General features: G+C 44.0%; 27 protein-coding genes and 1 tRNA gene. 11 read left to right on the top strand and 17 right to left on the bottom strand.

The annotated features are described in order from the left end of the window. The first annotated feature begins 146 nt into the window (after positions 1-146). The 3 genes from modB to LEPTO7376_RS19355 all read left to right on the top strand — a co-directional run bounded on the left by modB (position 147) and on the right by LEPTO7376_RS19355 (position 1,973). Complete coding sequence (gene modB / locus LEPTO7376_RS19365) at positions 147-842, top strand: molybdate ABC transporter permease subunit (RefSeq protein ID WP_015135766.1); 696 nt, start codon at positions 147-149, stop codon at positions 840-842. 3 nt (positions 843-845) lie between these two features. Beyond that, positions 846-1,829, top strand: a complete 984-nt coding sequence (locus LEPTO7376_RS26610) for a hypothetical protein (RefSeq protein WP_041764174.1) — start codon at positions 846-848, stop codon at positions 1,827-1,829. Between the two features lie 73 nt (positions 1,830-1,902). Then, a tRNA-Gly gene (locus LEPTO7376_RS19355) sits at positions 1,903-1,973 on the top strand. Positions 1,974-2,329: 356 nt separating this feature from the next. Here LEPTO7376_RS19355 and LEPTO7376_RS19345 read toward each other — a convergent pair. From LEPTO7376_RS19345 to LEPTO7376_RS19300, 11 genes are all read right to left on the bottom strand, one after another. Further along, a complete protein-coding gene (locus tag LEPTO7376_RS19345) occupies positions 2,330-2,866 on the bottom strand; it encodes a DNA N-6-adenine-methyltransferase (RefSeq protein WP_015135763.1) in 537 nt (178 codons plus the stop codon). 82 nt (positions 2,867-2,948) lie between these two features. Then, positions 2,949-3,500 carry a hypothetical protein gene (locus LEPTO7376_RS19340; RefSeq protein WP_015135762.1) on the bottom strand — a complete coding sequence of 184 codons (552 nt, stop codon included), beginning with the start codon at positions 3,498-3,500 and terminating at the stop codon, positions 2,949-2,951. A 76-nt stretch (positions 3,501-3,576) separates the two neighbouring features. Then, positions 3,577-4,128, bottom strand: a complete 552-nt coding sequence (locus LEPTO7376_RS19335; RefSeq protein WP_015135761.1) for a hypothetical protein — start codon at positions 4,126-4,128, stop codon at positions 3,577-3,579. A 14-nt stretch (positions 4,129-4,142) separates the two neighbouring features. Continuing rightward, positions 4,143-5,102 (bottom strand): hypothetical protein, encoded by a 960-nt coding sequence (locus LEPTO7376_RS19330; RefSeq protein WP_015135760.1) that lies wholly within the window; start codon positions 5,100-5,102, stop codon positions 4,143-4,145. A gap of 2 nt (positions 5,103-5,104) precedes the next feature. Next, complete coding sequence (locus LEPTO7376_RS19325; protein ID WP_015135759.1) at positions 5,105-5,428, bottom strand: hypothetical protein; 324 nt, start codon at positions 5,426-5,428, stop codon at positions 5,105-5,107. Between the two features lie 79 nt (positions 5,429-5,507). Next, a complete protein-coding gene (locus LEPTO7376_RS19320) occupies positions 5,508-6,233 on the bottom strand; it encodes a hypothetical protein (protein WP_015135758.1) in 726 nt (241 codons plus the stop codon). Between the two features lie 76 nt (positions 6,234-6,309). After that, the gene (locus LEPTO7376_RS19315; protein ID WP_015135757.1) at positions 6,310-6,738 is read right to left on the bottom strand and encodes a hypothetical protein; all 429 of its coding nucleotides are present in this window, start codon (positions 6,736-6,738) and stop codon (positions 6,310-6,312) included. A gap of 20 nt (positions 6,739-6,758) precedes the next feature. Continuing rightward, entirely contained in the window at positions 6,759-6,893 is a 135-nt protein-coding gene (locus LEPTO7376_RS28480) for a hypothetical protein (protein ID WP_015135756.1), read from the bottom strand. 114 nt (positions 6,894-7,007) lie between these two features. Then, the gene (locus LEPTO7376_RS26860) at positions 7,008-7,181 is read right to left on the bottom strand and encodes a hypothetical protein (RefSeq protein ID WP_015135755.1); all 174 of its coding nucleotides are present in this window, start codon (positions 7,179-7,181) and stop codon (positions 7,008-7,010) included. Between the two features lie 196 nt (positions 7,182-7,377). Further along, positions 7,378-7,803: a DUF1064 domain-containing protein gene (locus LEPTO7376_RS19305; protein WP_041764169.1), complete on the bottom strand. Its 426-nt coding sequence runs from the start codon at positions 7,801-7,803 to the stop codon at positions 7,378-7,380. Between the two features lie 32 nt (positions 7,804-7,835). Continuing rightward, positions 7,836-8,387 carry a hypothetical protein gene (locus tag LEPTO7376_RS19300; RefSeq protein WP_041764167.1) on the bottom strand — a complete coding sequence of 184 codons (552 nt, stop codon included), beginning with the start codon at positions 8,385-8,387 and terminating at the stop codon, positions 7,836-7,838. Positions 8,388-8,571: 184 nt separating this feature from the next. On the opposite strand from LEPTO7376_RS19300, the gene LEPTO7376_RS19295 reads away from it, so the two are divergent. The 4 genes from LEPTO7376_RS19295 to LEPTO7376_RS19280 all read left to right on the top strand — a co-directional run bounded on the left by LEPTO7376_RS19295 (position 8,572) and on the right by LEPTO7376_RS19280 (position 10,961). Further along, positions 8,572-8,814, top strand: a complete 243-nt coding sequence (locus LEPTO7376_RS19295) for a helix-turn-helix transcriptional regulator (RefSeq protein WP_015135752.1) — start codon at positions 8,572-8,574, stop codon at positions 8,812-8,814. A 368-nt stretch (positions 8,815-9,182) separates the two neighbouring features. Continuing rightward, positions 9,183-9,488, top strand: a complete 306-nt coding sequence (locus LEPTO7376_RS19290; protein ID WP_225901130.1) for a carboxypeptidase regulatory-like domain-containing protein — start codon at positions 9,183-9,185, stop codon at positions 9,486-9,488. Between the two features lie 24 nt (positions 9,489-9,512). Then, a complete protein-coding gene (locus LEPTO7376_RS26005; RefSeq protein WP_015135750.1) occupies positions 9,513-10,337 on the top strand; it encodes a hypothetical protein in 825 nt (274 codons plus the stop codon). A 129-nt stretch (positions 10,338-10,466) separates the two neighbouring features. Then, on the top strand, positions 10,467-10,961 hold the full coding sequence (locus LEPTO7376_RS19280) for a thermonuclease family protein (protein ID WP_015135749.1): 495 nt from the start codon (positions 10,467-10,469) through the stop codon (positions 10,959-10,961). Between the two features lie 48 nt (positions 10,962-11,009). Here the strand turns inward: LEPTO7376_RS19280 and LEPTO7376_RS26000 are convergent. The 4 genes from LEPTO7376_RS26000 to LEPTO7376_RS19255 all read right to left on the bottom strand — a co-directional run bounded on the left by LEPTO7376_RS26000 (position 11,010) and on the right by LEPTO7376_RS19255 (position 14,152). Further along, a protein-coding gene (locus LEPTO7376_RS26000; protein WP_015135748.1) for an IS1 family transposase occupies positions 11,010-11,734 on the bottom strand; the annotation gives its coding sequence in 2 pieces (ribosomal slippage) (positions 11,010-11,407 and positions 11,407-11,734; 726 coding nt in all). A gap of 108 nt (positions 11,735-11,842) precedes the next feature. Next, positions 11,843-12,310 carry a septum formation family protein gene (locus tag LEPTO7376_RS19270; protein ID WP_015135747.1) on the bottom strand — a complete coding sequence of 156 codons (468 nt, stop codon included), beginning with the start codon at positions 12,308-12,310 and terminating at the stop codon, positions 11,843-11,845. Positions 12,311-12,410: 100 nt separating this feature from the next. Next, a protein-coding gene (locus LEPTO7376_RS25200; RefSeq protein ID WP_015132314.1) for an IS1 family transposase occupies positions 12,411-13,105 on the bottom strand; the annotation gives its coding sequence in 2 pieces (ribosomal slippage) (positions 12,411-12,781 and positions 12,781-13,105; 696 coding nt in all). A gap of 717 nt (positions 13,106-13,822) precedes the next feature. Next, positions 13,823-14,152, bottom strand: coding sequence for a hypothetical protein (locus LEPTO7376_RS19255; RefSeq protein ID WP_083891170.1), 330 nt, complete (start codon positions 14,150-14,152; stop codon positions 13,823-13,825). 8 nt (positions 14,153-14,160) lie between these two features. Here LEPTO7376_RS19255 and LEPTO7376_RS25195 point away from each other — a divergent pair. After that, positions 14,161-14,870 (top strand): IS1 family transposase gene (locus LEPTO7376_RS25195; RefSeq protein WP_225901104.1). Its coding sequence is split into 2 segments (ribosomal slippage): positions 14,161-14,440 and positions 14,440-14,870, totalling 711 coding nucleotides; the frame shifts between segments, so codons are not numbered across the junction. Here the strand turns inward: LEPTO7376_RS25195 and LEPTO7376_RS19240 are convergent. Both LEPTO7376_RS19240 and LEPTO7376_RS19235 read right to left on the bottom strand, forming a co-directional pair. Further along, positions 14,839-15,165 carry a hypothetical protein gene (locus tag LEPTO7376_RS19240; protein WP_264308917.1) on the bottom strand — a complete coding sequence of 109 codons (327 nt, stop codon included), beginning with the start codon at positions 15,163-15,165 and terminating at the stop codon, positions 14,839-14,841. The genes LEPTO7376_RS25195 and LEPTO7376_RS19240 overlap by 32 nt on opposite strands. A gap of 21 nt (positions 15,166-15,186) precedes the next feature. Next, positions 15,187-16,005, bottom strand: coding sequence for an IS6 family transposase (locus LEPTO7376_RS19235; RefSeq protein ID WP_015135745.1), 819 nt, complete (start codon positions 16,003-16,005; stop codon positions 15,187-15,189). Between the two features lie 233 nt (positions 16,006-16,238). Between LEPTO7376_RS19235 and LEPTO7376_RS19230 the strand changes: the two genes are divergently transcribed. From LEPTO7376_RS19230 to LEPTO7376_RS19220, 3 genes are all read left to right on the top strand, one after another. Beyond that, a complete protein-coding gene (locus LEPTO7376_RS19230) occupies positions 16,239-19,289 on the top strand; it encodes an efflux RND transporter permease subunit (protein WP_015135744.1) in 3,051 nt (1,016 codons plus the stop codon). Between the two features lie 254 nt (positions 19,290-19,543). Continuing rightward, positions 19,544-21,862 (top strand): nitrite/sulfite reductase, encoded by a 2,319-nt coding sequence (locus LEPTO7376_RS19225; RefSeq protein WP_015135743.1) that lies wholly within the window; start codon positions 19,544-19,546, stop codon positions 21,860-21,862. Positions 21,863-21,965: 103 nt separating this feature from the next. Continuing rightward, positions 21,966-22,532 carry a hypothetical protein gene (locus LEPTO7376_RS19220; RefSeq protein ID WP_015135742.1) on the top strand — a complete coding sequence of 189 codons (567 nt, stop codon included), beginning with the start codon at positions 21,966-21,968 and terminating at the stop codon, positions 22,530-22,532. Positions 22,533-22,549: the final 17 nt, after the last annotated feature.

Raw genomic sequence — 22,549 nt, 5'->3', positions numbered from 1 at the left:
AAGGCTTTCTGGATAAACGGTGATCTAGGTAACACTTGGAGGTGACTAATGCAAAGAGTGGGTGAAGTTCGTGTAAAAATTCTATGCTTGGTCGAGAATTTCAGGTATTTCAAACTATTAGCTAGGTAAGGGGTGTATAAAGTTTGGTGGCATCTCTAGAGGTTGTACTGCCAGCGGTCTGGATTTCTCTGAAGGTCGCGGGTTTAGCGACGGTTTTTGCTATGGTTTGGGGCGGAGGTTTGGCTTATGTTGTGGTGCGGTATCGGTTTTGGGGTAAGTTTTGGCTAGAGGCGATCGCCACGTTACCGTTAGTCATGCCGCCAACTGTGGTTGGCTTTTTTTTATTGCAGGTATTAAGCACACAAAATTTTTTAGGGAAATGGCTGGAGCAGAGTTTTGGGATTCGACTTATTTTTTCTTGGCAGGGGGCGACAATTGCGGCGGCGGTAATGGCTTTTCCGTTAATGTTTAAAACAACGAAGGCAGCATTGCAAAGTGTCGATCCGATTTTTCTTGAGGCAGCAGCAACGCTCGGCCAGCCAGAATGGGCGATCGCCAGCAAAATCTGGATTCCTTTGGCAAGTCGGGGAATTTTAGCTGGGATATTATTGAGCTTTACGAGAGCTCTGGGAGAGTTCGGTGCAACGCTGATGGTGGCCGGAAATATTCCGCGTGTGACCCAAACAATGCCGATGGCGATTTACGAGGCGGTACAAACAGGCAATGATTCGCTAGCCATGATTTTTGTGGGAATTCTAACGAGTTTGTCACTGTTGAGTTTGGTGATGACGCAATATCTCGAACGCCGTTCCATTGTGGTTCATCATCATTTTTTGCGGTAGGACATGATGCGAGGAACACAGCGATTTTATGATTCAACATCATTCTGGGTATTACTCGGCGTGCTGTCGATGAGTTTGCATGGGGCGATCGCCTTATTTTGGTTACAGAAAGTGATTAGCCTTAATATTGCGGAGCCAACTTTTGTACCCATTGAACTTGTGACATTGCCTGAAACTTCAGCGAGTGCCATAACATTGCCACAATCCTCTGTGCCAGAAACTCAGACTGAGACAACGGACCAAGTTCCGGCGATCGCCTCGCCTGCCACTCCAGTTCCAGAGACCAGTCCGCAGCCATCATCACCCTCTCCAACGCCATCACCAACACGCCAACAACCATCAAATTCCCCCGCTCCAGCATCGACCCCAGCTCCCTCTAGCTCGCCTTCCCCAGCTCCATCACCCTCTCCAACGCCTACGCCTGCAACACCAACACCAACTCCTATTAGCCCATCCCCACAACCAGTTCCAACTCCTAATCCTGTACCTGCGAGTCCGGCACCAACGCCACAACCAACTCCCCTTAGCCCAATACCAGCACCTCCAGCTCCTGTACCAACGCCTACCCCACAACCAACTCCGAGTCCAGCATCAGCTGCACCAAGTCCAACACCGAATCCTATTCCTAGCTCTCTAAATGTTAGTTTTGGGAAATTTGAGTTGAGCGATCAAAATCGTGATATCCCTGACCAACCCGCTAAGCCCCTCCGCACCCAGCAGCAACTAGAGGCGATCGCCTATCTCAATAGCCCCGATTTATCTTTGAGCGAAACCATCACAATTGATGTGGTTTTCACAATTAATCAGCAAGGGCAATCTGAGCAAATAATCCAGGCCATTTCAACCAGCACAAGTATTACTAAATCTCAGGCTGAATCTTTAGCTTCCGAAATCCTTAGTCGCTGGCAATTTGACCCGACCTATATGGCGGGGAAACCCGTTTACCAATCCTACCGTGCCCAACTCAGAATTGAGCCTATTTTTTAGTGAAAATCACCTACTACTCTTGGCATTTTTAGAAGAAGACATTATACTCGTACAAGTGTCTAAACCATTTCTTGCGGGTGTAGTTTAGTGGTAAAACCTCAGCCTTCCAAGCTGATGATAGGGGTTCGATTCCCCTCACCCGCTTCCGGCGTAAGCCTACCATCATCCAGCTTTCAGGCTAGATAGCTTACCTACTTAACATAAAACAGAAACAAAACAGAAACAAAACTGGGTTAATTATAGCTCCCGCTCTAGTTGTTGGCGAAGCTGGCGTTCACGCTTTAGCTCTTCCCCGATGGCCATCATCTGTTCTGAATAAAAGATGATTACGTCAGAGCAACCGAAATAAAACTTGGCTAGTATAAACGAGCTGAGCAAGTACGTAAAAATTCTAAACGGTGGGAGTATCTCTCCTGCAATAATCAGGGCTGAATTAAGTACAGCTAGTCCATATATGTAGCGAGTAAAATCGCTTAATGCTTGTCTGTCTTTGCGTCTCATCATGCTTTTTTCATCTCCATAACTAATCCTTCATTGGCGTAGACCTGAGTGAACCTGTTTAGGAAATGTGCGCCGCCCCAATAAGTCCAAAGTGAATCTCTGTCATTACCATTCTTTTTCTTCATGCCTTCTGGATAATCAAAATTGATTCGATGGTTAGGCAAGCAAATGGCGCGGGCATACTTTTTGAACCAATGCTGCGATGTCTTGGTTTGAATCAACGAAGCATGGGTAAGAGTGATCGCCACTGCATCGGGATAACCTTGCAAGTACTCGCATAATCGAGCGATGAATGGATGAGAATTGCTGTAGGGCGGGTTCATATAGATTTGGCTAGACGGGAAACCGCTGCAAGCAGATGTCCAGTCAGTGGTTAAACAGTCATCTTGCTCGGTGATATGGAACATCGCATCGACTCTTTTATCAGGGTCAGCAGTGGGATCTAGATTGATGACCTGCAATGTGTCGTAGACAAGCTTTAACTCTTTAGATCTTGTGTATCTTTGATCTGATGGTTTCGACTGAAATTTCTGCATAGTTAGGGGCATTATTGAGGGTTAGGGTAATTAATTACAGTAAAAAACTAGGGTAGTTTTCGGATGGGTATGTCTTTGCGTCTCATTTCAATATCTCTCTAATTTTTTTTGTGATTTTCTGGATGGAGGTTTCGTACCGCTCAATAAGCTCATCATGTTTATTCATGACTTTGATTAGAGGTGTGCTTGAAAATTCTTTCTTGCCGTAAAGCCCTAGGCGATAGATCCCAGTAAAATCAAAAAATGACTTAGGCGAAGCCCTTGCGGAAAATTGCCCGTGCTTTTCACAGCAAATGATGTAGGTCGAATCACACCGAAACATTTTCAGCAAAGTTAATTGTTGTGAAAAGCCTAAATGCGAGGCATCACAGAAAAAACGTAATCCGTTTTGTGTCCTGAAAACATGGGCGCAAACGCCGTATTCGCTCCCTACTTTGTTGATTAACTCTAGTGCTTGTTTTTGAGTGGTTGGCGGGGTGTCTCTGTTGCCCTTGAAATCAATGTCACCAATAACAATGCTTCTCGTGTTGAGATAATAGATACCTTTGAGAGACTTGCTTACTGTGTAATAACTTGAAACATGACCCATTGGATCGCGAATAATCTTTTCTTTCTTTTTGGCAAAGGTGCTCATAGCTGAGGATTAGGGTAATTAATTACAGTAAAAAACTAGGGTAGTTTTCGGATCGTCATACCCTAGGACTTTGGTATTAGGTCTTCACCCAATAGCCACGTTTAGAGATGCTCTTGATTGTGTAACCAAGCGAAAGCATAGTCTCGGTAAGCTCCCTAGCCCGTGGTTTTTCGAGGATGACCTTTTGCTGTAGCCATGCCTCTATTTCAGCGTCAAGCTTGGATACCTCCATATTTGGAGACATAAGGTTATTTTCTTTAGCTTTCTCCTCATAGTCATGCAATTTTTCAGCAATTAGACGCTTCAATGGCTTAGTACCATCTTCCGCAATTTCTTCTTTGTAGATGAAGTATTTTTGCCAGAAAGAAACGACCTTATCTAATGGCATTAACCCAGTGGAAACCATCACCGCTGAAAGGTCATGGAGTACAGCTTTTTCACTTGCCCCGATATGGTTTAGAACTGTATCCAATGCATCACCAGCATCATTAAAATCAAGGACATAGTCTAGGGTATTCCAGTAGCGTTTATGCTCTGAATTAAAGCCCTTCCATTCAACACTAGGGATAGAGATTAATTGATTTTTATCGAAGCTTTTGACCTCATCTAATGACTTTGATTTAATCACTAAAGATCGTCTCTTTAGCTCAGGGTCATAGTTGAATAATGGCTGAGTAGAGCTGAGGATTTTAGGGCAATAGATGAACTGCTCGATAAGGCTTTCTGGCGACTCACCGCAAACTGAGTGTAACCGGAAGAACGGTCATAGCCTAGCTTTAGCAATCGGTAGATGAGTTCTCCATTCTGCTTAAGGACACCAAAATCTAGATCCTCATACACTAAAAAAACGTTTTGCTCATACTCTTTGGTGTTCTTGTATAAATACCTTGAATTGTTCAGGATTCGGCGCAATGCAGCTTCTGTATCATTCGATGTTCTGGACTTAACCCCAAACACCTTACAAGCGAGATGGCCTAAAGTTGATTTCCCTGTACCAGCAGTTCCATATACCTGCAAAATAGGTACTCTCTCAGTAATCGCTGAAGGGAAAATAATGTAGGAAGCAATTAAGGGGTATAGCCAGTCTTCAGGTATTACGAAAGAACGCTTAAGTATGTTTAGGATATTCTTTGGATATGACAGTTCATCGTCATATAAATCCTGCCATGACTGACGCTTGCGGCGTAGCGCTTTGAAGTCTAACGCTTGCATACCAATGTCATGCAATTCTGGCGGTTGCCTTGGCTCACTTTCTTTTTCTTCTTCCTCTAACCCTTCCTCGATTGCCTTTTTTAATTCTTCTCCCAATGCTTCTAAAGGCGTTGTTTTGTCTGTGCTGGGCGGTGGTGGCTGTAATTCTTCCTGCAAAGATTTCTTGAGCTGATCTAATTCATCAGCCAAAGATTCTTGAGGATCATCATCATCGTCAAAAGGACAAGGAAGTTGATCGCTATCAGTATCTGAAGGATCGTCTGATTTTTGTTCAGCGCTTTGATTACCATCCAGTTCGGCGCTAGCCTCGATGGTCTCAGGTTCTGTTTCGTCATTGCCATTGTTCTCTAACTCTACTTTTAGCTGTTGCTGTAGTTCCTCTAAATCCATCCCTAACTTGCCTCAGCTTCGGTATTTAATCTGAGCATTAAGAATTCTCTAAACTCTCTAAATTTTTTCCAGTCGCGTGACTTGGCGCTAGCCTCTAAACACTTGTGATTGAACCGATTAAAAGAGTCCAAGACCTGATAGGCAGACTTGATGCACTCTTTCAAATCAACGTATGTATCTAGCTCATCACCATCATTGGAAAGTGCCTTAACCGAGTAAACAACGGGGTCAACAACAATCCCCTTCTCAATCAGTATTTCCTCAAGGTTTAAAGCGACCAACTGATGACCGTTAATAGGACATTGATAATTTATTTCTACTTGCATTTCTATCCTTCAGTGGGGGGGTCAACTGAGGGTTACCGTAGTTTTTTACAGTAGTTTTTTACAGTAACCCTACGGGTGGCTATAGGCTGGCAATCAAGTTGATTACTACATCAACCATTGGGACTTTAAGTGATGCTGGATCATCAACATCGCTATCAAATAATCCAGACTGCGAACGGATAGCAAACGCTTTCTCTGTTGCTAGCTTGATGGTGTCAGCGTCCAGTTTTTCTAGTTTTTCCTTCAAGGTTGGGTAGCGACGACTATTAGCACCGCCATACTCTTGAGGCTCAGGCAAAGGATTGTCTTGCTTTTCAGGGTAAGTAACACCTGACACGAGCATCGAACCAACCATGGTCTTTACCGCGTCTTCTTCGTTGGCGTAATTCCCTACCTGAGCTTGAGCATTGCAATCATTGATATTCAGGGTGCAAGAAACTTGAGCTTCGAGGCCTAACTCTTCTGCATAAGCAAAAAGGAATTTCTCGAAGTTGGAAACAGATTTTAGTTGCTTATCTTCCCATTGCCCAGATGATTCATTCTTTTCGCGATACTTCATTCCATCGGTGTGGAAATCCATGATTACATCAACTGGGAAATTCTTGGATGCATCAAAATCTTTAGGCTTGTAAGCCATGTTTAGAGGGCTGATAGAACGTGCTTTACCACGCAATGAAATACCGCCTTCAATCTTCACAAACTGCATGTATTCCCAGTCGATAGTGCATGGAGAAATACCATCTTTATCAGGGGTGATAGTTGCATATGTACGAGTCTTGTAGGGAAGGGATACGATGAGTGTCATTGTTTATTCCGTAATGATTGGTTATTGATAGTTGGTCAACAGATATTTAATGTCTTTCTAGTCCCAGACAATTGAGCTATTTGTCTTTTACAGAGTCATAGAATGCAAGGGCATCATCGATTGGCTTTATTGTGCCCCCTGTTACGGTCTCAACAGTGCAAGTTTCTAGTTGGCGCTTTGCCTTTTGCAGAGTTCTAATGTACGAACTCAGAACATATACTTCGATAGTTGGATATGGCTTTGATTCAGGCAGAATTACCTTGTAGCGAAAGATAATCTCAGCTTCGTTGCTCTTGCACTTCCAACCTTGTCCCACTTCAACAGAGAAAGCGTTTTCTTGTCGATAATCTGCATTCTTTAGCCCTTCAAGCAATTGCTCAAAGTCTTCGATTTTCTTTTGATATTCTTCCTCCATTTTTGGAAGGTATTCTTGCAGGAAATTAATAGCTTCTTCGATGCGCTCGATTAGCTTTAGTCGATCTAGTTTTATACGTAGTGTTCCCATGTTTAATACCGTTAAAGTAGTTAGTTGTAAGTGCGGTTTTGGCAGTAATCAGAGATAGCGCCATCCAGCATTGATAAGCCTTCTGTAGCAGCAAGGGTCAAGAGACCTCCGATTAAGAGACTTATTAGGATGGTTGCGATTGTTTTGAGCTTCATGGCTTTACCTCAACTTGTGGCAAATGAAATTCGATTGTTGTGTCTCTGTGATTGCTGTAGTAGTAAACAAACAAGCCTAGGAATGTTGCGATAATAAGCATCACTAGAAAGGTTTCAGCTTCTCGATTCATCGCGATCAACAGCTTTTTTGGCGACAATGCTTGCGCTAGATTGGTTAACTTTTTCCATAGCTTCACTTGGAGAATTAGCGGATGTTGTTGTGTACGCATCTACCTTTTCCCCATTGCCAAGCTGTGCAGTGACTTCCACTGTGTAACGCTTTTTCATGATTATTCAGTTGGATAAAATTTACAGAGTTGTGATTAATGCTCGGTGTATCTAGACAGAGTTACCTCTAGATTTGGATACCTGATTTTTCCTTTGAAAAGAGCTTCTGTATCACTCATTACCTCTACTTGAAAAGGTAGTTGCATGAACCCGTTGCCGTCTTTTTTAGGGACTTTTCTGAATAAGGTGTAGATTCTCATTGTTCCAAGAAAGTGCTAATTACTTTCGGTAGTCTTGTAAGTGTGCAAGCTTTACCTTGTAACCATTTAGGAAGCTTTTGAATGTCCCTTTGGGACTTGGTTACTATCAGTAAGTTTGCAAATAATTTTGGGTGAACTGCATCAAGCAAGTTGAGCTTTAGCCTTGCTTCGGGCGTTAGTTTACCTTTGCTCTCAATGACTATCTGTTTGTTAGGGATAGCTATTAAAAAGTCAGCTACATAGTCGATTTTCGGAGAGTTTAAGCCAGCTTTTAGAGTGATAGGGAATTGCAACATCAACCCCTGTTTAGGGAGTGCTTGATAAGTATTAGCTTCAAGCTTTGAGTCGAACCTTATCCACTCAGGTAATTTGTCTTGATGAGGCTTTTCGTGGGTGGTAAGTTCAGTGTTCTTTTTGTTCACCCATGTGAACTTATTCCCATATTTTCGATAGCTCAACCCAAAGAAGCAATCAAAGCACTCAACGAAGCGTAAATGTCTCTCAATGCACTACAGTCTGGGAGTTCATCAGAGTCGCAGTTTTCGCGAATACTTAGAGCTGATTCATGGATTGCTGTAGGGGCAACGGATCCTACTTCAGGGCAATTCAGGGCGATCGCATCCCAAACTTGCTTGTAATCTTCGATAGTTTCAGCGTGAGGCATCAAGCGATTTAGTAGATTGCGTTCGATCCAGTGGCGGACATATTCAGCATCGAAAATCACATCGCCGTGATAAGCCTCAGCTCGTTTTGTGTGCTTAGACTTCGCGTTGTAAACCCAGTCAGTCTTAGGCAGGTCTTTGGTCGTCTTGCAAAATTTCGTGAGACCTTTCCCATCAAACATCTGAGGGTCTAATGGGGTCATCGCTGCTTTGCCTGTCCGCGTAACACTCCAGTAGATAGGCTCATCGACTTGTAATGGCTGTGCATCTTCGTTAGATGTCACAGTGTTTAGTACGTCTGTACTTTGGGGACTATTCCCACTTGTGGATACGGGATTCATCATCAATAATTGGGGTAGTTATTTAGTAACCGCCTAAGGGGTATTCAAGTACTCCTTAGGTTTGATTAGGCTTAGTTGCCTGGCACTTAACAATACAACCGTCATGCCGTGACGGATCAACAGTAAGTGCGAACTACTTTGAGCGTTTGTACCACACTCTCTTTATACTCATAAATCTTTGTTGCCAATGGATAGGCTAAAAGCCTTGATTTTAGAGAAATACACATCAGTATCCGAATGTGCCAAAGAAGCTGGTATGAGTGATTCGGTACTAAGGTCTTACATAAAAAAACGAGCAAAACCATCAATAGATTACTTCTTCTCTCTAGCCGATGCTTTAGAGATCACAACTGATGAACTACGAGAGTTGATGGACTATAGCGATAGTTTTGCTGTTGCTGAAAAGAAAGCTGACTATAAGTGCAAATAAAAAAATTACAGTAGTTATTTACTGTAATTAATTAGGGTAATCCTCCGAAGTGTTCTCTATCTATGATGAACAATAAGGACAATCGACAGCCGCCGCTATCATCATCTAAAACAACAGATTCTTTTCCTCATAAGTGTTGGAGACTTAATTGTTTCTAGGAATTATTCGTTTACTTCATGCCCGTTTGCTGATCGATGATTCCTCGTAAATACAATTTAACTATGCAATAGCATCTACAATTGTGTAGAAAAAACATTAGAGGTAGGTGCGTGCAGAGAATCAAGGACTGGCCTGTATTCGTCAAAATCTGCTTCGGGATAATTATTTCGGCACTATCATATGCAGGCATAACAGTCATACCGCAGATAGTGACTCAAGCCCCGATTCAGTCTGAGAATTCAGAGAGTGAAACCACAGAATTGATAAATGTTGAAATTATTGTGCTGGATTCTGGCGAAAATCTTCCAATACAAGATGTAGAAGTTCGCGTTGTCTCTACCGGGGGACCCGAAGTCAGAAGGACCAATACTGATGGATTTGTTCAAATTGAGATTCCCACAAGAGATGATGTTGGCATTACCTTAGCCAAAGACGGGTTTCAAACATCAAGACATTCGATTAATTTAAAGAACGATCCCAATCGAACCAGAGAATACTATCTAGTCAAAGAATAAGCTTATTAATCGAACTTTTGTTTAATGAAATCAATAATAAAAATTGACCAATTGTTCACTTTTCAACAGCCTCTTTTCCTCTCTCTATTCGAACTTATAACGGAACTTTTTGCATTAGGGATTTTTTCTGTTGAGGAAGGTCCAAAAGCATGGTTTGAACTCATATTAGTTACAGCAGCATTGTGTGGTGCATGCTCAATGGTTTGGTGGCAAACTGTCTTTGTGCTCTTAAGCATATTCCTTGCGACTCTAGCGGCTGGAATGTTTTCTGTCCTATCACCTCAATACTTGAAGGCAAATAATCAAGGAGTTGATCAACAGATCGTATCAAAGCTGAATAAAATATCACAAAAAACACTCAAAGAGATCCCTAAACTTTCAGAGACTGAAGCAAATATCCGCTTAAAAAAACTTGCTAAATTCAATAAAAAAATTTCTTCCTATCAAAATCTAGTCGATCTCATTCCAGAGATTCAGGACACCTTTGATAATTTGGAAGTTGCATATGAAGATATCAGAGAGAAAGTTGATAAATATGAGGAGCTTCGTGAAGAAGAGCGTAAAAAAAGAGAAAAAGAAGAAAGAGATTACTGGAAATATGTGTACTCAGAACGTAGCAAAAAAAACTTGGAGTTTGGTGTTCCTCCTAACAGAAGTAATCAATGTCCATGGGATTTTCCTATTAGAGCTACGGCTAACCTAAACAATTTTGATGCGAGAGGGATATATTATTTCGGTGATGAAAGGATCGGTGTTGATGTTTACTGGTGCTTTGCAGACGAAGATGAAGCTAGAGCAAGCAACTTTCGCCGCCCTAAAAAGAAACCACCGAAGCAGCAACCAAGATGATTTAAAAATCAAACTCAAAACATCCCCAAACACTCATCCATCCACAACCGCCACACCCACCACTACATTCTGACTGCCATCCACTTTGAGCATGATTTAATAGCATAAGTGTAATTCAGGCAATTAGCCATGCTTAGAACCCTTGCCACCGTATTAAGTTTGCTTGTTGTCGCCAGTGGTTTCCCTTTAAACGCAGCGGAACTACTTAAAGGCAAGGTGGTAAAAATCACTTATGGGGATACATTGAACGCTCAGGTAGGTAATTCAACAGTTCGGGTGCGACTAGCCTGTATCGATACACCTGAGAAAGATCAAAACTTTGGGTCACTTGCGACACAACGCCTTAATCAACTTGTACCCGTTGGTTCCACTGTCGATATCTACAAAGTCGATACAGATCGCTATGGCCGTACTATCGGTGTCATTGTTGGGAGTAGTGGCAACGTAAACCTTCAGATGGTTCGTGAGGGTTACGCCGTTGTATATGACCAGTACCTCTACAACTGCCCCAATAGTCGTAATGACTTACTCAATGCAGAGAATCAAGCAAAAGCAAACAGTCGCGTTTTCTGGAGTCAATCTAATCCTTGTATGCCGTGGGATTTTAGACGTAACCGTTGTTAACCAGATATAGGCACACATCTGAAAACTACAGTAATTAATTAGAGAGTTTCAATTCAGTAATGCTATACGCCAGTTGCGCAGTAAATTAATGCTTCCATTGACTCTGAATTTTGCAAACAATGCCATAGTCAAGTCAACCATCTGTCTCGATTTTGAGACAACTTTCGTCCTGCGATGAAACCTAGCGAACCAATGGCGATTATCTGAATTGTTTCTCTCAATTGCTATTGTCTCCTTCTTGCTAATGACATGAAAAGCATCTGGGTGATTCTCTAATAGCTGTTGATAGGGTTTCCAATTATCGGTGCAATAGACAGTGATTTGCCATTGCGATAACCGCTCTAGTAAATGACCTAAAGTTCGACTATCACGACTTCCCAATTCCCAGTCAATGAGTCGCCCAGTATTACGGTGATATGCTTTCCAGACCCAAAGTTTGTTTTTTTCTCTTGGATAAAATGCCATAGCTCATCTAGCTCCACCACGACAGCAGACTCAGGAGTGGGCTTTTCATAATTGGCTTCACCGAAATCTCTTACCCAATTGAGCACTGATTGAGCTGATACACCGAGAATCTTGGCTGTCGCATTCATGGACATACCACTCATATACATCAATACAGCTTCTAATTTCATCCAGAGAGGCTTGCCCCGCTCTTTAGAAAAGCTTGTAAATTGATAATTACACTGCTTACACTTAAATCGTTGACGATTTTTAGCAAATCCACTTTTGATAATGTTTTGAGCGTTACATTGAGGACAATGAATTGTCATAGAGAGAATTTTAAGGAAACGACTCCCCCCATTTTGCTATAGCATTACCTACTTGAAACTCTCATTAATTACAGTAAAAAATTGGTGTAATGGGACTACTCTGGTTCGTTATATGCCTAGACCTTCAGCAGTACCCATCAGCTTTTCGCCATCTACGTCGAACACCGCACAGACGATTTCACGGTCACCTTCTTCCCAGGTCGCCAAGGTGGGATAGAGCGTCAAGATATCAAGCTTGGAATCTTCATAAGTCCTGCCAACAAAATTATCAAAGCGTTTAGTACAGGCTTCTACTGCCAACCTAAAGGTCTCATCGTCAGACTCATAAGTTGGTAGTGGAATGTCGAATACCGCATAAACCTCATTATCATGGGGTTCTGCGCAAGGCACAGCAGGCAGAGTGGTTAGATTTGAGAAATCTGTATTATTGAAGCAATCACCTTGCTTGATCTCAAAGGAGCCGATTTCCCCTTCGCTGACAATATCGCCGCTGCCGTCCCGCCTAGCACTTGTGAAGTGATTATAGACACCGAATCCAATGAGGCTGATTATGAAAACAATAAGTCTAAGTTTCATCTCGGTCTCCTAGATAATTACGTTGCGTCAATAGTTAGATTAATAGATGAACAGTAACTTGAATGTTCATTTTCTGGCGTTGGTGAATTGAGGTATGAATCTATGAGGGTCGAGGGATAGGAACATCCCAGAACTTGAGATAGTGAATCAGCAATCGAATCGAATGCTCTAACATTTCCACAGACTTTGAATAACATAAGGTCTTTCGATGGAGTCGAGCGAGATAATGCCGCAATCGAGTGTTCTCTCCTTCGACTCGAGTCATATAGGTCTTACTGACAATCTGGTCCCCATCGGGTACAAAGATGGGATAAACTTTCCAGCCATCTGTGACGTAAAAGAAGCATCTCCAGAGACTAACGATTGCCCATAGTGGCTTGAATGTCTCTGCACTTCTGTCACCAATAGTCCAAGCAAGAATACCTGGTTGAAAGTGGTCTACTGCTGTCCAGAGCCAGACCTTGTTTTTTTAGCACCGACGAATGTTTGAAGTTCATCGAGTTCCCCGACCTGAGGCATCTCTTCCGGTTCATAAGCATCAGGCAGCAATGCACCGACTTGTTTGACCCAAGTGATGACGGTAGTGTGGTGCACTCCTTTCACCCGTTCAATGGCTCGAAAGCCCATACCGTTGACATACATTTTGAGGCATTCACGTTTGAAGGCATTTGAGTAGCCGAGCTGACTATAGTGGTCGATAAACTGACGACCGCAATCTACACAGATGTGATTCTGTTTGCCTTTTTTCTTTCCATTCTTACGGATATGAGTAGATTGGCATTCTGGACATTCCATTGAGTCAACAACCTCCATTCATACCTCTATTCTGCAACGCCCATTTTCTAAATACTTTTTGCTCAGTACACCCTTGATTGCTGGTTATGCATCTTGACCTTGAGGGAAGTTTCTCACAATCTCACAGACTCTTTCGTATTGCTCCTCTGACGGGAAATATTTCCTGGGTAAGAGATAGAAGGTGACCTGAGTTGTGAAAATCAAAATCATACTTGGAGTGATTACATGGTATTCAAACCATCGCAACACCCTATCCTCAGTGTCTGCGTAGATTTTGATGTCTTGTTCATTGAACTGAAATAGGTGTTCTTGACTATATTGCTTGCGGCATAGATGAAATCTAAGTCTGCCTTGCACACGGAAGAGGAGACGCTCAGGAAACGCGAAGATAAGCACAAGAATCAAACCGAATGCTGGAAGCAAAGTGTTGAATATATGTCCTCGCATAGCCCAAGTCACAATGTTCATCACAAAGTAAATCCCAGCCATTATGAGTAGCCCTTGCATGATTTTTATCACTGCACTCTGCCTAGCCCAAATTATGTTCGCATCTATATAGTCATTAACATTGAGCTTGAGTCGTACTTCTTCCATATCGATCCAGTGAGTGACTATTACCCGTTTACTTTTTACTCAGTTTGGATCTCATGTTAGCCAATACAACACTTACTCGATCATGTTCTTCGTCTTCTGCTTGGATCATCTTTTAACTTAATTCTATCTCGCCAACAAATCGTCCTCATCGACTTCTAATTGCACATCCAATCGTTCTTGGGAAAGAATAACTCCAGTACTATCTGCATAAAGGTAATCTTCTGGCAGAAATGTTACACCACCAAAGTTGATCGCTACATCTACTGCGCCAGTGCCCTGAGAGCTTGCCCCAACAGGGATAGAAGCTACAGCCTGAATTCCTACGGTCATTTCTCGCAATGCGTCAACCTCTCTGACACAACCATGAACAACCAATCCTTCCCATTCGTTTTCTTCTGGGTAGTGGTGCACTAGTAATGGTTGTGGAAGAATAGGGGCAAGATTAAACGTCAAGTCTCACCGTGCTCACTTGCCCTCAATGTCAGTCTCCCAGCACCATTAAATATGGTCACACCCATTCGGGAAAGCAGCGCTATCGTTGCCATGAATGTGGTCGCCAGTTTGTGGAACATCCTGCCCACCCTCCCATTGCAACTGACACTCGTCAATTGATTGACCGTCTCCTATTAGAACGTCTCTCTCTCGCTGGTATCACTCGTGCCACAGGGGTCTCTCTGCGCTGGCTACAGTACTATGTCAATGCCAAATTAGAGACTGTGCCTCACGAGTTACCTGTGACTCAAAAAAAAGAGGGCAACTGACCATCGAAATGGATGAATTGTGGTCTTTTGTCGGTAGTAAAGGTGAGAAAGCATGGATTTGGCTGGCTCTTGACCGAGACACCCGAGAGGTGGTGGGATATGCCATCGGAGACCGTAGTCAAAAGACTGCGAAACAATTATGGGATTCTCTGCCTCCTGTGTATCGTCAGTGTGCGCTGGTCTACACCGATTATTGGGATGCCTATGGCTGTGTCTTACCGAGTAAACGTCATCGAGTTGTGGGCAAGGAGACTGGACAAACAAATCATATTGAGAGATTCAACAACACTCTACGTCAGAGAACGTCCCGCTTAGTCCGTCAGGCACTTTCCTTCTCGAAGAAGTGGGAAAACCACATTGGAGCAGTGGTCTATTTTCTCAGACACTATAATCTCTCTCTTCAGTTATGACCATTACTTGTGCATCACTACCTTCTTCTGCTATTGATGCTAATTCGGCATCTACTAAAGCACGTTTTAATGAGCCACCACCATCAACCACGAGTATACGTCCTAGTCCGTCTTGTTCAAGAACCTCACGGATCAGACCGTTATCCTCGGAACATTTGATTGTTGTAATCTGCCCTGCAAAAGATGAGCAACCGCCAAATTCTTTAAGCAGCAGAGGCTCAAGTACGTTTATTTGTTCAGAATATGAAAATGTCAGGATTGGGTAGCCAAGTTGGCATCCAAGACGAAACATCATTTTTCTTCGATAAGCCTGTTGTTAAGCGGCATTGAAAATGCTGTGTAATGCTTCGATTCTTTGGAGAAACCTATCTCTTCGTTCAGACGAAGACACTACTTCTCCCATTTGACGACGAGGTCTCAGAACATTATTCACCTCATCAAAAGCCTGACAGAATCTCTGGGCTGATTCCAAGGCTCCAAATCCAAGAGTCGGATAATATCGGTCTTTCTGGCCACGATGACTTTGCTCCACTGGATTACCCTGACAGCCAATCACTTGATGCTCCACCTCTTTTCCTAATTCTTCATCAATGGCTCTGGGGTATGACTTAAGACCATCAGTAAAGACTTGCTCGGGACTTTCCCCTGATATCTCTCTGGCCATTTCAAAAAAGGCTTTAGTCCCTGCCATGTCCCGTTTATCAGAGAGCCTCACATCCACAAGATTGCCATCTTGATCAATGCCACGGTATAGATAGCACCATCGCCCAGAAACTTTGACATAAGTTTCATCAACAAACCAGACTTGCCCTATTTTTCCTCGTCGTTTTTCTCGAATGTGTTCGGTGAAATAAGGCAGGAAACGCTCCTCCCAGTCCCGAACAGTTTCATGGCTGAATTGAAATCCGCGAAGCAAATAGAATTCAGCGACATCTCGATAGCTGAGTTTATATCTGACTCGAACGAATAACACTTCGAAGATAATGTCTGTAGGCACTTCAATGAAATTGAAAGGTGTTGCAGTGCGCTCGTTATAGGTGCGATGGCAAGTTTTACACTGAAAGCGATCGTAACCAAGGTTAGTCTTTCGTTGTAGGACTGAAAATCTTGTCGAGTCACAATGAGGGCAGTCCATAGAACGGTTTGAGAGCGATGGTTTAAGTTGACTCAAACAATATCAGACGGTCACATTCAAACCTATTTTGACAACTCAACTCTGACAGAATCTTCTAAATCAGGAACAGCCGTCCTTGTAGAAAAATAGTGGCTACATTCCTAAAACCTTCAGTTAAGTTGACAATGCCCCCAGAAGCGATACGAGTATGCCTACAATAGAGCTTGTAACAAACCGCAACATTTACCGCTGCTATGTCCTTTCATGTCTCTGCTTGGTCGATAAAAAATCCCGTGCCGACCCTTATGGCTTTCATCATTTTGAGCATTGTGGGGCTCTATTCATTTTTTAATTTAGGCATTGACAATACGCCAAATGTGGATGTCTCGGCAGTGATTATTAATGTGTCGCAGCCCGGCGCAGCCCCAGAAGAGATTGAAACAGAGATTACAAAAAAAATTGAGGATGCGGTGGCGAGTTTGGCTGATATTGATCAGCTCACTTCGACTGTGACTGATGGTAGCTCCCAGACGATTATTAACTTTGAAATAGGCACCGATACCGACCAAGCCACCAATGATGTGCGGAATGCGATCGCCGAAATTCGGACATCATTGCCACAAGATATTACCGATCCGGTGGTACGAGAACTGGAATTTGCGGGTGGCTCGGTAATGACTTATTCGTTTTCGTCAGAGAAACGGAGTGTCGAAGAGCTTAGCGATCTGATTGACCGGAAAGTGGGACGTGAACTCGTTAATGTCAAAGGCGTGGCAGAGATTCGGCGTTTAGGGGGACTTGACCGCGAAATTCGGGTGGATCTCGACCCTCAGCTTTTGCAAGGCTTGGGAATTTCGGCTTCACAGGTGAATGACCAGATTGCGCGGTTTAATCTCAATCGTCCGGGTGGACGGGTAGAACTGGGCGGCAGTGAGCAGAATGTTCGGACTCTTGGTAGCGCTAAAAATATTCAAGAACTCCAGCAATATCCCATCACTCTCCCTAATGGCGATACCGTTGCGCTACAAGCCTTAGGACGAGTGGAAGATAGTTTCAGAGAACCTCGTGTAGCTGCGACTTTGGATGATGCACCAGTGGTTGCATTCTCGGTTTGGCGGAGTCCGGGTAGTACAACTTTTGGGGTTGATCAGGGCATCAGAAAGGCGATCGCCAAACTCGAAAAAACTTTACCTGATGACCTGAAATTCCAACTCATTTTCACTCGTGCTGATGAAATTAAAGCCTCCTATGACGGTACCGTTTTAGCCCTTGTAGCGGGTTGTATTTTGACAGTAATGACGGTAGGTATTTTTCTGAAAGATTGGCGTGCGACCCTTATCACCGCAACCGCTCTACCTCTATCGATCATTCCCACCTTTTTCGTGATGCGATCGCTGGACTATACGCTCAATGGCATGACATTGCTGGCATTGGCGTTGGCGATTGGTAATTTGGTTGATGATGCGATTTGTATGATCGAAAATATCGACCAACATTTGCAGATGGGTAAACGACCCTTTCAGGCGGCGATTGATGGCGCGATGGAAATCGGTCTGGCCGTTGTCGCAACCACTGCAACAATTGTGGCGGTATTTTTGCCCGTTGCCTTTATGGGGGGGGTTCCTGGCCAATTCTTCCAACCGTTTGGTGTAACCGTTGCCGTATCGACGATGTTTTCGACCCTCGTGGCCACGACCATGACACCAATGTTGAGTGCTTATTTACTCAAATCGAAGCTCGATGGTTTCAACGCAGATAATCAACCTGGCACCTACCGCAATATTTTGACCTGGGCACTCCGTCATCGCATCACAACGTTGCTTATTGCCTTCGCCTTTTTCGTTGGCAGTTTGCAGCTTGTACCCTTTATCCCAAAAGGATTGTTCAGTACGAGTGACACAGGCATTAGTGTGGTGTCCTTTGACTTGCCTCCCGGCTCAACCCTTGACGACAGTAAAAGAGTGATGGGATTTGTGGGCGATCGCCTCCGCGAAAATCCTGCTGTCAAGAGTGTTTTAGCAACAGCGGACAACATCAATAGCGGTTTAATTTACGTCAATCTGATCGACAAAAAAGAACGTATTTCCCAAAGAGAATTTGAACAGGGAATGCGCACAGAATTCCGCAAAATACCTGGTGCGCGTGTGGCTTTCCGTAGTAATAGTGCTGGGGGAACCTCAAAAGATTTAACGATTATTTTGAAGAGTGAGGATGCCACAACTCTTGTCGAAACAGCCCAAACCCTAGAGCAGCAGATGGCAAGCATTTCCGGTTTAGTGGAAATTGCCTCGAGCGCCAGTCTCGTTAAGCCCGAATTGATTATTAAACCAAACCCCCAACGAGCGGCGGATTTAGGTGTTTCCGTTGCAGCGATTTCCCAAACGGCTTCTTTAGCGCTGATTGGTGACCAAGACTTTAATTTGCCGAAATTTAATTTGAGCGATCGCCAAATTCCGATTCGTGTACAGCTTGCCCCTGAAAAACGTCAGGACATCGACACGTTGAAAAACCTGCTCGTACCAAGTAGCACCGGAGAGATGGTTCCCCTCGCCGCTGTTGCTGATTTGCGGTTGGGCAGTGGCTCCGCTCAGATTGACCGCTTCAATCGTTTCCGTCAGGTAGAAGTTGGCGCAAACTTACAGGGAGTGGCCCTTGGTGATGCCTTTGCACAAGTGAATGCTCTGCCCGTGATGAGTCCTCTCCCCCCTGCCGTTACTCTCGAGCCTTCCGGTGATGCAGAGATTATGCGGGATATTTTTAGCCGCTTTTTGACTGCATTAAGCGCTGCGATTATTTGTATCTACGCCATCTTGGTCTTGCTCTACAACAACTTTTTGTATCCTCTTGGCATCCTGTCTGCCCTACCTTTATCCATTGGTGGTGCGTTGATTGGTCTATTGATTACTCAAAAGGAATTAGGACTTTTCGCACTGATTGGTATTGTCCTGCTGATGGGTTTGGTGACAAAGAACGCAATTTTGCTGGTGGACTTTACCCTTGCTGGAGTGCAGGAAGGTAAAAGCTTGCGGCAATCGCTTTTGGAGGCTGGGGTTTCTCGTCTCCGCCCGATTTGTATGACGTCCATTTCCACCATTGCCGGGATGATGCCCATTGCCTTGGAATTAGGGGCTGATGGTGCAACTCGCAGTCCAATGGCGATCGCCGTGATTGGAGGGTTTAGCACCTCGACAGTCTTAACGTTGGTCGTTGTACCAGTGCTGTTTACCTATATCTATAACCTGACGCAATTTTTGATTAGACCCTTCCGTGCGTCGTCCCATATGCCGCAGGAAACTCAAGCCTAAACACCAAAACCATTGAGATAAAAAATTTGCCAGGAACCCTGCCATCAAATGGGAGGCGATCGCCCCTGCCAGCATGGTGTCAAGTTACAAACTGTGGTCAAAATTACAGATTTTGTCAGAACTGTTCTTTACACCAGATTTTTGTGTCACCATAGTACATCCGGAAAAAATATCTCCGGTAAAAAGTGATACCGAACTCATATGCCTGCTCCCTCACAGGCAGCCCTACCAGCTCAAAATCTAGAAGAAACTCTATGACCACGACAACTACCAAAACTTGGAAAGACGTTCTTGGCGATCGCATCACCCCACAGATGGCTGAGGAAATCGATACATTCGAGAATCAAATGGCGTTGCGCCGTCAAAACAAGCTAGATGAAAAGGTCTTTGCCGAGCTGCGATTGCGCCGGGGAGCCTATGGACAGCGCTATGACAACGGTTTTCGGAACGATGGCGAAAAACCTAAGCCTATTCCTTTCCCTCGCACAGAACTAACGAAAGGCCCTGATACAAAATGGCAAGCACCGGGAATGCAGCGCATCAAAATTCCCTATGGTGGCATGACTGCCGAGCAGATGGATCTGATTGCAGATATCTGCGAAGAATATTCCGACAATATTATTCACATCACTACCCGTCAGGACATTCAACTTCATTTCCTGTCCCTCGACAATATTCCTGACATGCACCGTCGTTTGGCGGCAGTGGGCATCACTGTTCGGGAAGCCTGTGGTAACTCTGTCCGTAATGTGACTGCTTGTCCTCTCGCTGGCGTTTGCCATGACGAAGTTTTTGATGTCTCTGGCCATGCCCAAGAACTTACAGACTTTTTCCTCGGACACCGTGATATCCAAGACTTTGGACGTAAACTCAAAATTGCCTTCTCCGGTTGTGAAGACAATCCCTGCGGTTTGACATCCATGCATGACCTTGGCTTTATTGCTAAGACAAAGGTTATTGATGGCGTCGAAGTTAAAGGCTTCAAAACATTTGTGGGTGGTGGTCTTGGTTCTGTACCATTCCTTGCCAAGCTCTATTCTGACTTCGTTCCCCTCGAAGAAATCTTCCCCCTCTCCCAAGCAATTTTCCGTGTCTTTGCTCGTCTCGGTGAAAAGCAAAACCGTAACAAGGCTCGTATTAAATTCCTCATCCAAAAACTGGGTCTCGATGAATTCCGTCGCTTAGTCGAAGAAGAACGCAAAATTATTGAACCTGATCCAGGTTGGACTTCATGGATTGAAAAGCTCTCCACTTACCAAGAAAGCGGTAAAGCAGAACCTGTATCTCCTGGCTCAACAGTGGATGACACTGATGCTTATGAGAAGTGGAAAACGACAAACCTCTACCCTCAACGTCAAGATGGCTATATCACCGTGGCGGTTTCTCTACCCCTTGGTGATGCAACATCTCCTCAGTTCCGTGGTTTAGCCGATATCGTTCGGAAATATACAAATGACACGATTCGGACAACTGTTGAACAGAACGTTTTAATCCGTTGGGTACATGAGGCCGACTTACCCGCGCTCTATATGGATCTAAAAGCGATCAATATGCACCATGGTGGCGCTCAATCCATTATCGACATCACTGCTTGTCCTGGTACTGACACTTGTAAGCTCGGTATTGGTAGCTCCCGTGGTTTGGCTGGTGAGTTAAGTCGTCGGATGGCTGTAAAGGGTTGGCAGTATAACCAAGCCATTAAGGATATTCGCATTAAGATTAGCGGCTGCTTTAACTCTTGTTCTCAGCATATGGTTGCAGAGATTGGTTTCTACGGTTCTAGTCGTCGCATTCAACGTCGCCGTGTCCCTCACTTTAACCTTGTACTTGGTGGAGCATGGGACAATAACGCCTCTACCTATGGCAAATCAATGGGTGTTTTGCCTTCCAAGCGTATCCCTGATGTGGTGGAATTCTTAGTTGATACTTTCATGAAAGAACGCCAAGGTGATGAGAAATTCCCTGCTTTCTTTAACCGCATTGGCCGTAAGGAAATGAAGGATCGCCTCAAGCCGTTTACTGAGGTTCCCAGCTATGAAGAGGATAAGTCGTTCTATTCTGATTGGGCTGATAGCCGTGAGTTTACCCTCGGTGATATTGGTATTGGGGAATGTGCGGGTGAAGTTGTAACCCTTACTGATTTCAGTATGGCTGATGCGGAAAGTCTTCACTTTGATGCAACAGTCCTACTCGATGAAGAGCCTCAAAATGGCAATATTCAACAGGCTGCGGATAAGGCGATCGCCTCAATGGTGAGCGCAGCCCAAGCCCTAATTAAATTCCAGAACATCGACATTAAAGATGATCCTGAAGTTGTTGCAGCGGAATTCCGTAAGTATTTTTACGATACGCAACTCTTCTTTGACCCCTTTGCGAAAGGTAAGTTTGCTCAGTATTTCTTTGCTGCTCTAGAAGATAAGGCTCCTGCTTCTGTAGATCGTGCCCAGCAACTTGTTGAAGAAGCACGTCTCTTTATTGAAGCGGCTCACTCCTGTAATTCCCGCATGGTGGACGAGGGGATTACGAGCCCTGTGAGCTTTAAGCAGTGGATGTTGAAGAAAGGCGTTAGCTAATTGCTTGTAGCGATGCTTACTTGAAGCACTTCTAGTCAGGTGGGACATTTCCGCCTGACTACCAATTTTTAAATTGACTTTTTATTTACTTAGAGATAAACCCGTGCATATTGAACGTTTTTGTGTGAAGTTTCCGGCCCAAGCTCCTGATGGCTTTGATGAAGGTTCTTTGATTGGTATTTTCCAAGAGTGGATTCGTAACGAAAAAATTGGTGGCACATTAATTGATGTTGTCGATTATCGTCATGTGCCCGATGGTCCCGGCATGATGCTGGTGACCTATGAGATTAACTATATGCTTGAGCACCAAGACTTCTACGGTCTCTATGTACAGCGTCGATGGCCAGAGGTTGAGGGTCAATCCCATGTTGATGGCATTATTGATCTCGTTAAATCTGCGGCAAAATTTGGCACACTTCTAGAAAAAGATGCGGGTGTCACCCTCAAAGGGAATGAATTTCACTACATCAGCAATGATCGCCTTAATGCTCCCAATACAGAGGAAGCTTTTAGCGCAGTGAAAGTCGATCTCTCAGAGGCTTTGGGTAAGATTTATGGTGGTGCAAGTTTTTCGATTGAGCGTTTGCAGAACAATCCGAAGGATCGCCTCACGCTTGTGGTCAAGGTAGATAGTCCAGTGGCGATCGCTGATCTTTATGCTGTAGCCTAGGGCGTTGCGCCAGACAA

Source organism: [Leptolyngbya] sp. PCC 7376 (assembly GCF_000316605.1).
Classification (GTDB): Bacteria; Cyanobacteriota; Cyanobacteriia; order Cyanobacteriales; family MRBY01; genus MRBY01.
This window is presented reverse-complemented; position numbering and strand designations above follow the sequence as displayed.